The 13137-nt window shown below is 55.2% G+C and carries 10 protein-coding genes; 7 read left to right on the forward strand and 3 right to left on the reverse strand.

What is annotated here, in order from left to right; translation table 11 throughout:
• Positions 1-58 precede the first annotated feature (58 nt).
• Positions 59-1327 carry a Gfo/Idh/MocA family oxidoreductase gene (locus tag ACZ51B_RS13140; protein ID WP_464293788.1) on the reverse strand — a complete coding sequence of 423 codons (1269 nt, stop codon included), beginning with the start codon at positions 1325-1327 and terminating at the stop codon, positions 59-61.
• A 199-nt stretch (positions 1328-1526) separates the two neighbouring features.
• Here ACZ51B_RS13140 and ACZ51B_RS13145 point away from each other — a divergent pair, with 199 nt between their 5' ends.
• The 7 genes from ACZ51B_RS13145 (at position 1527) to ACZ51B_RS13175 (ending at position 9164) form a co-directional block, all read left to right on the forward strand.
• Positions 1527-2936 carry a DUF4832 domain-containing protein gene (locus tag ACZ51B_RS13145; protein ID WP_464293789.1) on the forward strand — a complete coding sequence of 470 codons (1410 nt, stop codon included), beginning with the start codon at positions 1527-1529 and terminating at the stop codon, positions 2934-2936.
• A 192-nt stretch (positions 2937-3128) separates the two neighbouring features.
• Positions 3129-3974, forward strand: a complete 846-nt coding sequence (locus ACZ51B_RS13150; protein WP_464293790.1) for a prepilin-type N-terminal cleavage/methylation domain-containing protein — start codon at positions 3129-3131, stop codon at positions 3972-3974.
• 235 nt (positions 3975-4209) lie between these two features.
• Positions 4210-5214 carry a Gfo/Idh/MocA family protein gene (locus tag ACZ51B_RS13155; protein WP_464293791.1) on the forward strand — a complete coding sequence of 335 codons (1005 nt, stop codon included), beginning with the start codon at positions 4210-4212 and terminating at the stop codon, positions 5212-5214.
• Entirely contained in the window at positions 5211-6065 is an 855-nt protein-coding gene (locus tag ACZ51B_RS13160; RefSeq protein WP_464293792.1) for a sugar phosphate isomerase/epimerase family protein, read from the forward strand. Before ACZ51B_RS13155 ends, ACZ51B_RS13160 begins: the two co-directional genes overlap by 4 nt.
• A gap of 28 nt (positions 6066-6093) precedes the next feature.
• Positions 6094-6972 carry a carbohydrate ABC transporter permease gene (locus ACZ51B_RS13165; protein WP_464293793.1) on the forward strand — a complete coding sequence of 293 codons (879 nt, stop codon included), beginning with the start codon at positions 6094-6096 and terminating at the stop codon, positions 6970-6972.
• Positions 6962-8302: an extracellular solute-binding protein gene (locus ACZ51B_RS13170; RefSeq protein WP_464293794.1), complete on the forward strand. Its 1341-nt coding sequence runs from the start codon at positions 6962-6964 to the stop codon at positions 8300-8302. Before ACZ51B_RS13165 ends, ACZ51B_RS13170 begins: the two co-directional genes overlap by 11 nt.
• 13 nt (positions 8303-8315) lie before the next feature.
• Entirely contained in the window at positions 8316-9164 is an 849-nt protein-coding gene (locus ACZ51B_RS13175) for a carbohydrate ABC transporter permease (protein ID WP_464293795.1), read from the forward strand.
• 4 nt (positions 9165-9168) lie between these two features.
• Here ACZ51B_RS13175 and ACZ51B_RS13180 read toward each other — a convergent pair whose 3' ends face one another.
• Together ACZ51B_RS13180 and ACZ51B_RS13185 are read right to left on the reverse strand one after the other, a co-directional pair.
• Positions 9169-10641: a DUF1501 domain-containing protein gene (locus ACZ51B_RS13180; RefSeq protein ID WP_464293796.1), complete on the reverse strand. Its 1473-nt coding sequence runs from the start codon at positions 10639-10641 to the stop codon at positions 9169-9171.
• Complete coding sequence (locus tag ACZ51B_RS13185) at positions 10641-12989, reverse strand: PSD1 and planctomycete cytochrome C domain-containing protein (protein ID WP_464293797.1); 2349 nt, start codon at positions 12987-12989, stop codon at positions 10641-10643. The genes ACZ51B_RS13180 and ACZ51B_RS13185 overlap by 1 nt, the downstream gene beginning before the upstream one ends.
• Between the last annotated feature and the right edge of the window lie 148 nt (positions 12990-13137).

Below are 13137 nucleotides of genomic sequence, written 5' to 3' on the forward strand. Positions count from 1 at the left end.
GCTTAGCTTTGCACAAACGGCTTAACATAACAATAGGCTAATTCGGACATTTATTAGACTAACTCACCCGACTTGGCAGCTTCATCTCACCCAACTTCACCACCTGCCCCTCCAAACGCGACTTCTCAGCGGCAAAAACAATCGTATGAGTCCGTAAAGAGGCAGCAGTCGAAGTCAAAACAGACCCAGGATCTCGGTTCACAACCGCATCAATCAGATTCCGAATCACCGAAGCATCCGCCCCACCATGAGCGCCTGTCTCCACAGGCACATCAATCCGCGTATGGCGATTGTTAGCCCAGAACTCGTACAAGTCCACTGTGTTCTGATCAATCTTCGCTTCCAGATACCCCTTCGTTCCGTGAATCCTCAAATACCGCCCGCCAGTAGGAGTAAACGCCGTCATCGTAAACGTCGCCGTGATGCCACCCGCAAACTGCATGGCCACCACCTGATGATCCACCACGTCGTTGTCGCACTGGAAAACACACCGCCCATACCGATCCGAAGCCAGTCGAGCAATCAACTCATGCCGTGAAATCCCAGACAGCCCCGCATGACGGGTCCAACCCGTATCCTCCCCATAAATCTTCAGCGCCGAATAAGGGCAACTTTCTTCGACAGGGCAACCCTGGACACAGAACTTAGGTGCACCCTCCGGCGCATTGTCGCTATTGAAGAAGGACAGCGACCCATACGAAGACACACTCTCACAAGGTTCATCAATGATGTCCGCCAAGATATCAATGTCGTGGCAACTCTTGGTCATCAGCATAAAGCTGCTCCGACTCTGATTCCCCCAATTCCCCCGCACAAACGAGTGAGACTGGTGGATATGCTCCACCGCCTCTAACTGATCCACAGAAACGATCTTCCCAATCGCACCCGAACGAAGCAGCCTCCGAACCTCTCGATAAACCGCGTGATACCGGAGGCTATGGCAAACACTCACAATGCTCCCCGTCTCGCGACGCACCGAATCGATCGCAGCACAATCCTCCAGCGTGGTAGCCATCGGCTTCTCAAGCAGCATGTGATAGCCGTTTCTCATCGCCATCACCGCACTCTGGATGTGCTCCTGGTCCATCGTGGTGTTGATGACCACATCCGCCAACTTGGGCCGAGCAAGTAACTCTTCCCAACCGTCAAAGCAGTTCTCCTCTCCAATGCCATGAAGTTGTGCGATGTGAGACCGCCTGTCCGCCTTCGGCTCAGCAACCGCCACCACAGACCCTTGACCCAGGTTCTGCTCCAGCCACTCCGCAAACATCGTGCCCCGCCCACCGGCTCCCAACAACGCAAAGGTCAAACGATTGATCGGTTTCATATCCACTTAAACCACTTACTATCGAGCCGACTTCCGCACAACATCTGCCGAGGTCAATATCTCGTTTACAGAATAGTATCGCAGTATTTACAAAGATGACAACGTCGATTTCTTGGTCAAACGTTGGACTATTTTCCTCTTCACAAAACTTCTAGTTTTTTCTCAAATTCGGTTGCTTATTCGTGAAAGCTGCCTTAAAATGCTGAAGCAACAGGGAGAAAGAACTCCCATGGGCCAGCTGATGTCGCAAGCAGAAACCAAAACAAATAAGAACCTATCTCAATACTATATAAAGATATGGATGCGCTCCATTGCGAGCACATTAATCCTTAACGGGACACTAGCTCTCGCACAGACGCAGACCATCTATCCACCAGCAGCACCCGGCCCACTCTCCAACCCCCTCAAAGGCTTTGCTCCTTTTGCAGAAAGAGGCACAACCCTCTTCCAGCACAACCACACCATGGCGTACCAATACGCCTCATGGGCAGACCTAGAGCCAGAGGAAGGGAAGTACGCATTCGACAAGTGGGAAAAGAACTCCTGGGAAACACCGGAGTCAAAAGGCCGCCACATCGTATTCCGTGTCTACCTCGACTACCCATCCATGGCAGTCGGAGTACCCAAGTGGCTCCTCGCCAAAGGCGTCAAACTCACCAAGTACACCGACTACGGCGGCGGATCATCCCCCGACTATGAAAACCCGCAACTGCGATCATCACTCAAAAAGTTCATCAGCGCGTTAGGTCGCCGATACAACACCCATCCCAGAGTCGCCTTCATCCAACTAGGCATCCTCGGCTTCTGGGGAGAGTGGCACACCTACCCACGAAACGAACTGTTCGCATCCGAGTCAGTACAACAAGAAGTGGTGCAAGCCATGCACCAAGCCTTCCCCAACAAACACCTGCTCGCACGTCAAGCAGTCGGCCCCATGGCCAAAACCCCATGGATCGGCTACCACGACGATATGATCCCCCAAGACACGCTTGGCCCCGACGCATGGGACTTCCTTCCCGTGATGCGCACCGCCGGCCGAACCGACAACTGGAAAGTCGCCCCAACCGGAGGAGAGATGGTCCCCGGCGCAGCCGCCCAATACATGGGCAAAGACTACGCCACCCTCCAGGACGCCATCAACAAAGCACACTTCACCTTCATCGGCCCCTACGGCCCCACCATGTTCGATGGCAAAGATAAGGATTACAAGACACGTAGCGATGAAGTCGTCCGCCAAATGGGATACCAGTTTCAACTTAAAGAGATCACTGCGACTAAATCTTTAGTCTCGGGATCAGAACTCACCTTGAAACTCAAAGGCATCAACCAAGGAGTAGCACCGTTCTACTACCCCTGGCAAGTCAAGTTGTCCCTAATCGACTCATCTGGAAGGATCGCCCAATCGTGGGGCCTCCCCGACGACATCCGCAAGTGGCTGCCAGGCGACTTCGAACTCAGCACCCACGCCAAAGTGAACCTAAAACCAGGCTCATATAGCCTCTGCATCGGAATCATCGATCCATGGAAACAAACACCCGCAATCCAGTTCGCAAATGACCTGCCTTACAACGCAGGCTGGACCAAATTGAGCACGGTCCAGGTGAAGTGACCCGCCGACAACATGTATCCAATTACGAAATAGTTTTAGTCAAAGGTTTGACCAAGTTTTTCAATCCAAATAACACAAATATCTTGATGCATCATCAAAATACCTGTGTTAGAATCACACGCAACAAGAAGAAATCTTAACAAATCATCCAGTGCATTAAAGTGCACCGGAAAGATGATGGAGTCTTAGAAAATGAATCGTTCCATTAAGGCATTTACTCTTATCGAGTTACTAGTAGTTATTGCGATTATCGCCATCCTGGCGGCCATCCTGTTCCCTGTGTTTGCGCAAGCAAAAGCAGCAGCCAAAAAGTCGGTCAGCTTGTCCAATATCAAGCAGTCCAACCTTGCCCTCATCATGTACTCAGGCGACAGCGATGACCACCTCCCATTCGCGTTCTACAAGAACCCAATCCCAGTCTCCGTCGCGACCCCTCCCGACTACAAGACCAACGGATACGGCAGCTGGACATGGACAGGAGACCCAGACGACACCAACCCAACCCAGATCTGGTGGACATGGGGCCAAATCTCCTACCCTTATCATAAGAGCATCAACATCTTCCGAGACCCAACCTCACCCAACGCAAACGGTAACCCAGGTCTAGCCAACTACGGCGCCAACTTCAACGTCATGGGCACCGACGTGTGGCAGTCCTACCACCCAATGCCGATCAGCACGACCGAGCTAGACGACCTCGCTGGCAAGATCCTCATCTGCGAAGCAGGACACGCATGGGTCTACCACTACGACGAGAAACAGCCAGGCAACTCGGGAGCGTTCAACTACGTCCCCTCCATGTGCCCCAACGGCAAACCCGTCAGCCCAGACATCGACTGCAGCCTCACCTCAGCAACCGACCCAGACACCGCCAAGGTCCGTGGTGACATGACCAACGGCCGACACGACGGAATCGTCGCCGGATGGGCAGACGGTCACTCCAAGTTCACCAAGTCCGGCGCACTCGCCGCACTCAAAGCGAAAGCATGGTGTAACACCAAACAGGACAACGATTGGGCGTGCACATGGGAACAGTAAGAATCACCCTTCTCTTGATCGCGCTGGCCCTCCTCGCTGGCTGCTCCGGAGGCGGTGGAGTCATCGAACCCTCCTCCAAATCTCCGATCACAAAAGGACAAGATTCACCCAAGTGAGTCTAGGAAAATATGGGCGACCCGCAAGGTCGCCCATATCAACTATTAAAGGTTAGAAAAACGTTTAAGTTACGGTGTGAAAACCGCCAAAGTTTGGTGTAATCTCTCTGATATTCCTCATGAAAAATTTGAAGGTTGGTCTTGTCGGATGCGGCTTTATGGGTCGCATGCACGGTGAAGTTTATGGCGTCGTTGAAAACACCACGCTCAAGTCTGTTTTCGACCTCAACAAAGAGTCGGCACAAACAGTAGGCGCCCCCCACAGCGCAGCAATCTTGGCAAGCTACGACGAGATGCTGGCTGACCCAGAGATCGACATCATCGACATCTGTCTCCCCACCCATCTCCACGCCGATTTCACCATCCGCGCACTCGAAGCAGGCAAGCACGTCTTCTGCGAAAAGCCCATGGCCCGCTCCGTAGAAGAAGCCGATCAAATGATCGAAGTCGCCAAGAAGACCGGCAAGAAGCTGATGATCGGCCACTGCATCCGCTTCTGGCAAGAGTACGCCATCCTCAAAAAACTCGTCGATGGCGGCACACTCGGCAAACTCACCTCCATCAACCTCACCCGATACGGCGCATTCCCATCCTGGAGCTCCGAAGGCTGGCTCGGCAAGGAAGAACTGTCAGGCGGCGCAGCCCTGGATATGCACATCCACGACACCGACTACGCCCTCTACCTGCTAGGCAAGCCCCGGTCCATGCGATCCTCCGGAACCGTCGATAGCCGCGGCACCAGCCAGATCTTCACCACCATGCTCTACGACGGCACCATCGCGCACACCGAAGGCGGATGGAACCTCCCCAACAACGCCCCCTTCAAAATGGCCTTCCGAGCCATCTTCGAGCGCGGAGCTGCCATCTTCGATGCCGGGCCACTCACCATCTACGAAGACGGCAAAGACCCAGTCGTCCCAGAGATCCCCAAGATGGCAGCCAAGGCAGGCGGAAACATCTCCGACCTCGGCGGCTACTACCTAGAGATCGACTACTTCGTAAAGTCCATCCTCAACGACACCCCACTCGAAATCGTCACCCCAGAGTCCTCCAAAGAGTCCCTCATCGTGGCGCTTGAAGAGATCAACATGGCAAAAGAAACCTTCGCAGGAGCCCTCCGGTGAACCTGAAGTCCATCAACTACTGGTCCTACCCAGGCGGACTCGAAGGAACCCTGCCCATCTCCGATTTCCTCAAAAAGGCAAAATCGCACGGCTACGACGCAGTCGAAATCTGCATCAGCGAAACCGGTGAATTCGGCCTCGACGTAGACGAAGCCCGCTGCAAAGCCGTCCTCGCCGAAGCCGAGCAGATCGGAATCAAAGTCGCCAGCGTCGCCTCTGGCACCTACTGGGGCTTCTCCCTAGCCAGCGCCGAACCAGAGCTTCGAGAGAAAGCAAAAGCAGCCCTAGAGCAGATGATCAAGATCACCAGCTGGCTCGGCTGCAAAACACTGCTCACCATCCCAGGCGCAGTCGATGTGTTCTTCCTCCCAGACCGCCCAGCCATGAGCTACGACCTGGTCAAGAAGTACACCACCGAAGGCCTCAAAGCAGTCCTCCCCATCGCAGAGCAGTACGGCGTCTCCCTCGGCCTAGAAAACGTCTGGAACAAGTTCCTCCTCAGCCCCACCGAAGTAGCCGATTTCATCGACTCCTTCAACAGCCCTTCACTGGGTGCCTACGTAGACGTTGCCAATATCCTGCCTTACGGTTATCCTGAGCAGTGGCTTCGAATCCTAGGCAAGCGAGTAGCAGGCGTCCACTTCAAGGACTTCCGCAGATCGGTCGGAACAGCCGACGGCTTTGTAGACCTCCTCGAAGGCGATGTGAACTGGCCCGAAGTCATGGCAGCCATCCAAGAGATCGGATACACCGGCCCAGTGGTCGCAGAAATGATCCCGCTCTACCGCTACTACCCAGAGGTCCGAGTAGCAAACGCATCCACAGCCATGGACGCCATCCTCGGTCGATAAAATACGCACAACACGATAGGTAGAAGCGATGAAGAAGTTCCTTCAGAAGAACGGCGTGGGACTGTTTTTCATCAGCCCCTGGCTGATAGGCTTCTTGCTGTTCAAAGCAGGACCATTCCTCGCCAGCATCTACCTATCGTTCACCAACTACGACGTCGTCTCACCACCCCACTGGGTAGGCGCCGCCAACTACGACTCCCTCATCCACGACGACCCCATGTTCTGGAAGTCGATGTGGATCACCGTCAAATACGCCCTCATCGCAGTTCCTCTCGGTGTAGCAGGCGGTGTCATTCTTGCGCTTTTACTCAACCTAAACATCCGCGGCCAAGCGTTTTTTAGAACCGTTTTATACCTACCGTCGATCATGCCTGCTGTGGCTACCGCAGTCGTGTTCAAATGGCTCCTCAACCCCGAGATCGGACTCATCAACGGCGTGCTCAAAATCGTCGGCATCCAAGGCCCCGCATGGCTCACCGACACCACCTGGGCACCCTGGAGCCTCATTCTCATGTCCCTCTGGAGCGTCGGGGGCAGCATGGTCATCTACCTCGCCGGACTCAAAGACGTCCCCAGCCATCTCTACGAAGCCGCCATCATCGACGGAGCCTCCGCCTTCCAACGCCTCCGAAGAATCACACTCCCCATGCTCACACCCGTGATCTTCTTCAACGTGGTCATGGGCGTCATCTCCGCCTTCCAACTCTTCGCCGAACCCTTCGTCATGACCGAAGGCGGCCCCGAGGGAAGCACCACCTTCTACGCCCTCTATCTATTCCAAAGAGCCTGGAAGTTCCTCGACATGGGCTACGCATCCGCCATGGCCTGGGTCCTATTCGTCATCGTCATGGTCATCACCGGCGTGCTGTTCCGCAGCCAAAACAAGTGGGTGCACTTTGGCGCTTAGCCTCTGGACCAATATCAAACTCGGTCTCGCCACCGTCATCCTGGTCGGCACCGGTATCGTCCTGGCCCCAGCCCCTCCGCCCGTCCAGACCAAACCCAACCGCATCCCCGTCACCTTCTGGCACATGTGGACCGGCGAATGGCAGCCCGTCGTCGAGAACATCTGCAAGCGCTTCAACGAAAGCCAAGACGTCTACGAGATGATCCCTCTCAGCGTCCCCTCAAGCGGCGCCGAAACCAAATTCCTACTCAGCGTCTCAGGCGGAAACCCTCCCGACCTCGTCAGCCAATGGAACCCCGTCCTAGGCATGTGGGCCGAGAAGGGACTCCTCACCCCCGTCGAAGACCTGATGACCCCGTCCGAGAAGAAATACTTCATGGACAACGCCTACCCCATCATCAAGAAGCACGCCATCTACAAAGGCAAAATCTACGCCGTCATCGCAGGAATCGATGTCTCAGCCGTCTACTACCGCTTAGATCACCTCAAGGAAGTCGGCGTCGATCAAGACCACCTCCCACAAACCCTCGAAGACCTAGTCGCCCTCGGCCGCAAACTCGACAAGCGCGACAAAGACGGCCACCTCCGACGCATCGGCTTCATCCCCCAACACTACCGAGACTACGTCCCCTCGTTCGGAGGCACCTTCGGCGGAAGCAACGAGCTCATCGTAAACTCCCCCGAAGTCCTGCGCACCCTCACCTTCATTAACGACAGTGTCAAACAAGTCGGCTACGAAAACATCACCCGATTCGCAGCTGGACTCGCAGCCGACAACGGAGCAAGCGCACCCCTCATCGCAGGCAACTACTCCATCATGCTCGATGGCCAGTGGCGCGTCAAGCAAGCCAAACAGTACGCCCCCGACCTCCAATACGTCGTCGCCCCCCTCCCACCACCCCGAGGAGGAAAACCACTCGCCAGCATGACCGACCCGAACCTCATGCTCGTCCCCCGAGGAGCCAAGCATTCAGCCGGAGCCTGGGCATTCCTCAAATGGTGGATGGGCTACAACGACCCCAATGCAGCCGGTCAATGCCTAGCCGACATGGGCTGGCTCCCATTCTGCGACCGCATCGCGAAGTCCGAGAAGTACCAGAACTACCTCAAGACCTACCCGCAGTTCAAAGTCTTCGTGGACCTCATGTCCAGCCCCAATTTACAAATCCCCCCACAAGGACCGCTCCAGTCGTTCGTGATCGACCAAATCACCAAAACCGACGAGAGCACCATGCGCGGAACACTCACACCAGCCGCCGCCCTAGAAAGAATGCAACACCAGGTCACGGCGGAAGAGACACGACAAAGGAGACTTGGCCATATCAAATAGCGGCCCCTTCTCCATGACCCGATGGCAAAAGCTGCTCGCGCAGTTTGTGCTCGTCATCCTCTGCATTCCAGCCATCCTGCCCATGCTGTGGATGGTCTCCACCTCGCTCAAGACCGACAAACAAGTCTTCGCCAGCAACGGCAACGGCGCACCCGCAGTCAGCCTGCAAAGCCTCATCCCAAGCCCGGTCAAATACGAAAACTACCCCGATGCCCTCAAGGCCGTCCCCTTCCGCGTCTACGTGAGAAACACGGTCGTACTGTGCTTGGTCACAGTAGTCGGAGCAGTCTTCAGCAGCGCCATGGTGGCCTACGGGTTCGCAAGACTTCAGTTCGCAGGGAAGTCATTGTTCTTCATCATGATGATCTCGACCATGGCGATCCCTCCGCAAGTTACGATGGTTCCCGTGTTCGCGCTCTTTAAGGCGCTCGGCTGGTACGGAAGCTACCTCCCCCTCATGGTGCCCTCGTTCTTCGGAGCACCGTTCTTCATCTTCCTGCTGACTCAATTCTACAAAGCCCTCCCAGACGACATGGCCGAGGCCGCACGTATCGACGGCTCCAGCGAATGGGGAATCTTCACCAAAGTGATCCTGCCGCTCTCAAAGCCCGCACTCGTCACCTGCGCCCTCTTCCAGTTCATCGGCACCTGGAACGACTTCCTCGGACCGCTCATCTATCTCAACGACCCGCAGAAGTACACCGTAGCCTACGGCCTGCAGCAGTTCATGGCCAAAAACGGAGGCCAGTGGACCATGCTCATGGCAGGCTCCACCATCTTCACAGTCCCCGTCATCCTCCTCTTCTTCTTCGCCCAAAAGACCTTCATCCAAGGCATCGCAACCACAGGCGGCAAGAACTAGCCGCCTAAGCCATCAGCTTCGAACTCACATTCCCATAAACGTCAGTCAGCCGGAAATTTCGCCCCTGGAACTTGTAAGTCAGCCGCGTATGGTCCAGCCCCATCAGATGCAGAATCGTGGCGTGCAGGTCATGCACATGTACAGGGTCCTGTACGATGTTGTATCCCAGATCATCCGTCGCACCAATCGTCACACCAGGCTTTATCCCGCCGCCAGCCATCCACATGCTAAACGCCCTCGGGTGATGGTCCCGCCCAGGGAAGGTCACACCATCTCGCCCCTCATTCATCGGAGTCCGCCCAAACTCACCACCCCAGACAATGATGGTGTCCTCCAAAAGCCCTCGCTGCTTCAGATCCTTCACCAGCGCGGCAGAAGCCTGGTCAACCTCTCGGCACATCCTGGGCAAAGCATGATTAAGATCGTTCTCCTCAGAGTCCCCGTGCTGATCCCACCCGCGGTGATAAAGCTGAACAAACCGCGATCCACGCTCAATCAATCGACGCGCCAATAGACAGTTGTTCGCAAACGAACTCTCCCCAGGCTTCGTCCCGTACATCTCGTGGATCTCCTTCGGCTCGTGCGAGATATCCATCAACTCCGGCACACTGGTCTGCATCCGATAACCCAGCTCATAAGCAGCAATCCGAGTATCAATCTCTGGATCCCCAACCGCACCCTTATGATCCGAATTCAGCGCACGCAGAACATCTAACTGATCACGCCGCGCACCCGCGTCAACCCCATCCGGATTCGACACGAACAGCACCGCATCACCCTTAGATCGGAACTCAACACCCTGATACGTACTCGGAATAAACCCGCTACTCCAGCAAGACTTCCCACCATCCGGATTGTTCAAGCCAGAAATCAAAACCACAAACCCAGGAAGATCCTTCGACTCGCTGCCTAACCCATAAGTCAGCCAAGACCCCATACTCGGACGCCCAGGAATCTGGTGCCCCGTATTCATAAACAGCTGAGCAGGAGCATGGTTGAACTGGTCGGTATGCATCGACCGAACAATGCAGATATCATCCGCAATCTCCTGCAAGTGAGGCAACAAGTTCGAAATCTCCTGCCCCGACTTACCGCACCGCTTAAAGGTGTGGGGCGACCCCAACAGCTTCGGCGTACCCTTGATAAACGCAAACCGCTCCCCCTTCACGATGTCCTCAGGGATCGGCTCGCCATTATGCTTCTGCAGAAACGGCTTCGGGTCCAATAAATCGATCTGCGAAGGTGCGCCAGCCATGAACAGGTAAATAATCCGCTTTGCTTTAGCAGGGAAGTGCGTCGGCTTCGGTGCCATCGGATCGGTTCGCTTGCCCTGATCCAAAGCAGCCGCAAACCCCGACTCGCCCAACATAGAGCTAAGAGCAAGCGAACCAATGCCATAGCTGCTCATCTTCAGCAGCTTCCGCCTCGTCATTTCCTGCAAGATCATCTGTTCAAAAATGTTGTTCTCGCTCATCATCACTCCTTCGTTATCGCCTCATCCAGGTTCAATATCACTTGAGCAACCGCCGTATAGGCAGCCTTCTCATCCAAGTTCTTCCCGTTGCTCTGCTTCAGATACTTCATCGCCTGACCAGGCTCAGAGCGATACCGACTCAACGCCCGCTCAAAGAGCTCAAAGAGACTCTTCGACTCGTTAGCCGAAGGACGCCGCACCAACACCCGTCGAAACCCGTACTCAATCCGCTTAACAGGATCCTTCTCATCCGACAACATCCGCGTAGCCAAAGCACGAGCCGCACCCACATACGCCTCGTCATTCAAAAGCGCAAGCGCCTGCAAAGGAGTATTCGTCCGTATCCGCCGCGTCGTACAAGACTCCCGACTGGTCGCATCAAACGACACAAAGGAAGGATAAGGTGCCGTACGCTTCCAGAACGTATAAACACCCCGCCGATACTGGTCACCCCCCTTACTCTGGACCCAGGCTTCGCCGCTGTAAGGGCTATTCCAAATCCCATCCGGCTGCTCAGGAAACACGCTCGGCCCACCAAACTTCGCACTCAACAACCCAGACGCCGCAAGAGCATTGTCACGAATAATCTCCGCGCTCAGCCGGAATCGAGGCCCCCGCGCATAAAGCCGATTCTCAGGGTCCTTCTCTCTCAGCGCCTCAGTGACCTTGCTCGACTGCTTGTAGGTGTTGGAGGTCACAATCAAGCGATTCATCGCCTTCATGTCCCAGTTCAAATTCATAAACTCGCAAGCCAGCCAATCCAGAAGCTCCCGATAAATGGGCCGCTCACCCTGCGTCCCAAAGTCGTCACTGGTCTTCACCAGCCCAAGCCCAAAATAGCTCTCCCACATCCGGTTAACGGTCACCCGCGCCGTAAGCGGATTCTCCTTGCTCACCAACCACTTAGCCAGCCCAAGCCGGTTCTGCGGCACCGAAGGTGGCAACTGAGGCAAAACACTCGGCACACCCGCCTCCACGATCTTCCCAGGAGACAAATACCCACCCCGAATTCGAATCGGAACCTTCGGCGGATACATATTCGGACGCTCCCGAAAAATGAGAGTCGTAGCGACCGTCGCCTGGTTGTACTGCTCCCGTAACTGCGCCAGAGCATCCGATGCCGCCTTCTGAGCCTCCGCATCGCCCTTCAGCTTAGGAATCGACTGCTCCAACTTCGCAATCTGCTCATTCAGCTTCCGTACACTCGGATCCACCAAATCTAGACTCGGCTCCTCTGATGGCTCATAGAATGCCAACATCCGATAGAAGTCCGCCTGAGAAACCGGGTCGTACTTGTGGTTGTGGCACTGCGCACACGCAATGGTCGTCCCCAACCAAACAGAACCCGTTGTCCCAACCCGGTCCACCAACGTCAACCACCGCTGCTCCCCCTTGTCCACGCCGCCTTCCTCGTTGGCCATGGTGTTCCGGTGAAAACCGGTTGCAATCAGCTGATCCTTCGAAGGATTAGGAAGCAGGTCACCCGCAATCTGCTCAATCGTAAACTCATCAAATGGCAAGTTCCGATTGAATGCACTGATCACCCAATCCCGATAGGGCCAAATCGTGCGAGTGGAGTCCTTCTCATACCCGTTGCTATCCGCATACCGAGCCAAATCAAGCCAAGGCCCCGCCTGCTTCTCACCGTAGTGCGGCGAGTCCAAAAGCCGATCCACCACCCGCTCATAAGCACCCGGCTTCACGTCATTCATGTAAGCGTTGGTCTCTTCAATCGTAGGCGGCACACCCACCAAATCCAGATACACCCGACGAAGCAACGTCGCCTTATCCGCCTGAGGCGAAGGCTTCAAACCGTTCTCCTTCAACTTCGCCAGCACAAAGCTATCAATAGGATTCCGCACCCAGCTATTGCCCTTCCACACAGGAGGCACAGACTGTACCGGCTTCACATACGCCCAGTGCTTCGCCACCTGCCCAGCACCCTTAAGCGAGGCACCCTGAGCAATCCAAGTCTCAAACTTCTGAACCTGCTCCTTACTCAGCGGAGCAAATCCCATCGGCATCCGCGGCTTCCCACCCATGCCCAAAATCCGCTGCATCAAGAGGCTCTGGCCGGCCTTCCCACCGAACAGCTTGCCACTGACCCCACCCTTCTGAATGCCCGCAACCGTGTCCAGCCGCAACCCACCCATCTGTGACTCCGCACCATGACACTGGTAGCAAGTCGCCTTCAGAACAGGCTCAATATCCTTATGGAAATCCACCGCTTTGGCCTGCGGAGTTCCCACTGCCGGAGAACCATGGAGGAGGGCAAGCCACGGACCGAAAGCCAGCAGAGTCCATGCCGCCTTCTTGCTCAGAGAATGGATGCGTCGTTGCGAAATACTCATGGGAGACCAAATCACATCATAGATGAGTAATTCATAAATTTCACTAAATAAAGCACATAGAATCCTCCATGCCGAATCTGTCTCTAAAACCTAATTCTGCCTAAATCTAGCTCAAATACCCAACCAGAACGGAAACACGAAAACGAAC

It is taken from the genome of Fimbriimonas sp. LA-C6 (assembly GCF_055398105.1).

Excerpts from the sequence above, each read along its gene's own strand:
- ACZ51B_RS13180 (WP_464293796.1), bottom strand. The coding sequence starts at position 10,641 with ATGATGAGCGAGAACAACATTTTTGAACAGATGATCTTGCAGGAAATG.
- ACZ51B_RS13140 (WP_464293788.1), bottom strand. The coding sequence starts at position 1,327 with ATGAAACCGATCAATCGTTTGACCTTTGCGTTGTTGGGAGCCGGTGGG.
- ACZ51B_RS13185 (WP_464293797.1), bottom strand. The coding sequence starts at position 12,989 with ATGAGTATTTCGCAACGACGCATCCATTCTCTGAGCAAGAAGGCGGCA.
- ACZ51B_RS13155 (WP_464293791.1), top strand. The coding sequence starts at position 4,210 with ATGAAAAATTTGAAGGTTGGTCTTGTCGGATGCGGCTTTATGGGTCGC.
- ACZ51B_RS13175 (WP_464293795.1), top strand. The coding sequence starts at position 8,316 with ATGACCCGATGGCAAAAGCTGCTCGCGCAGTTTGTGCTCGTCATCCTC.
- ACZ51B_RS13145 (WP_464293789.1), top strand. The coding sequence starts at position 1,527 with ATGCTGAAGCAACAGGGAGAAAGAACTCCCATGGGCCAGCTGATGTCG.
- ACZ51B_RS13165 (WP_464293793.1), top strand. The coding sequence starts at position 6,094 with ATGAAGAAGTTCCTTCAGAAGAACGGCGTGGGACTGTTTTTCATCAGC.
- ACZ51B_RS13150 (WP_464293790.1), top strand. The coding sequence starts at position 3,129 with ATGAATCGTTCCATTAAGGCATTTACTCTTATCGAGTTACTAGTAGTT.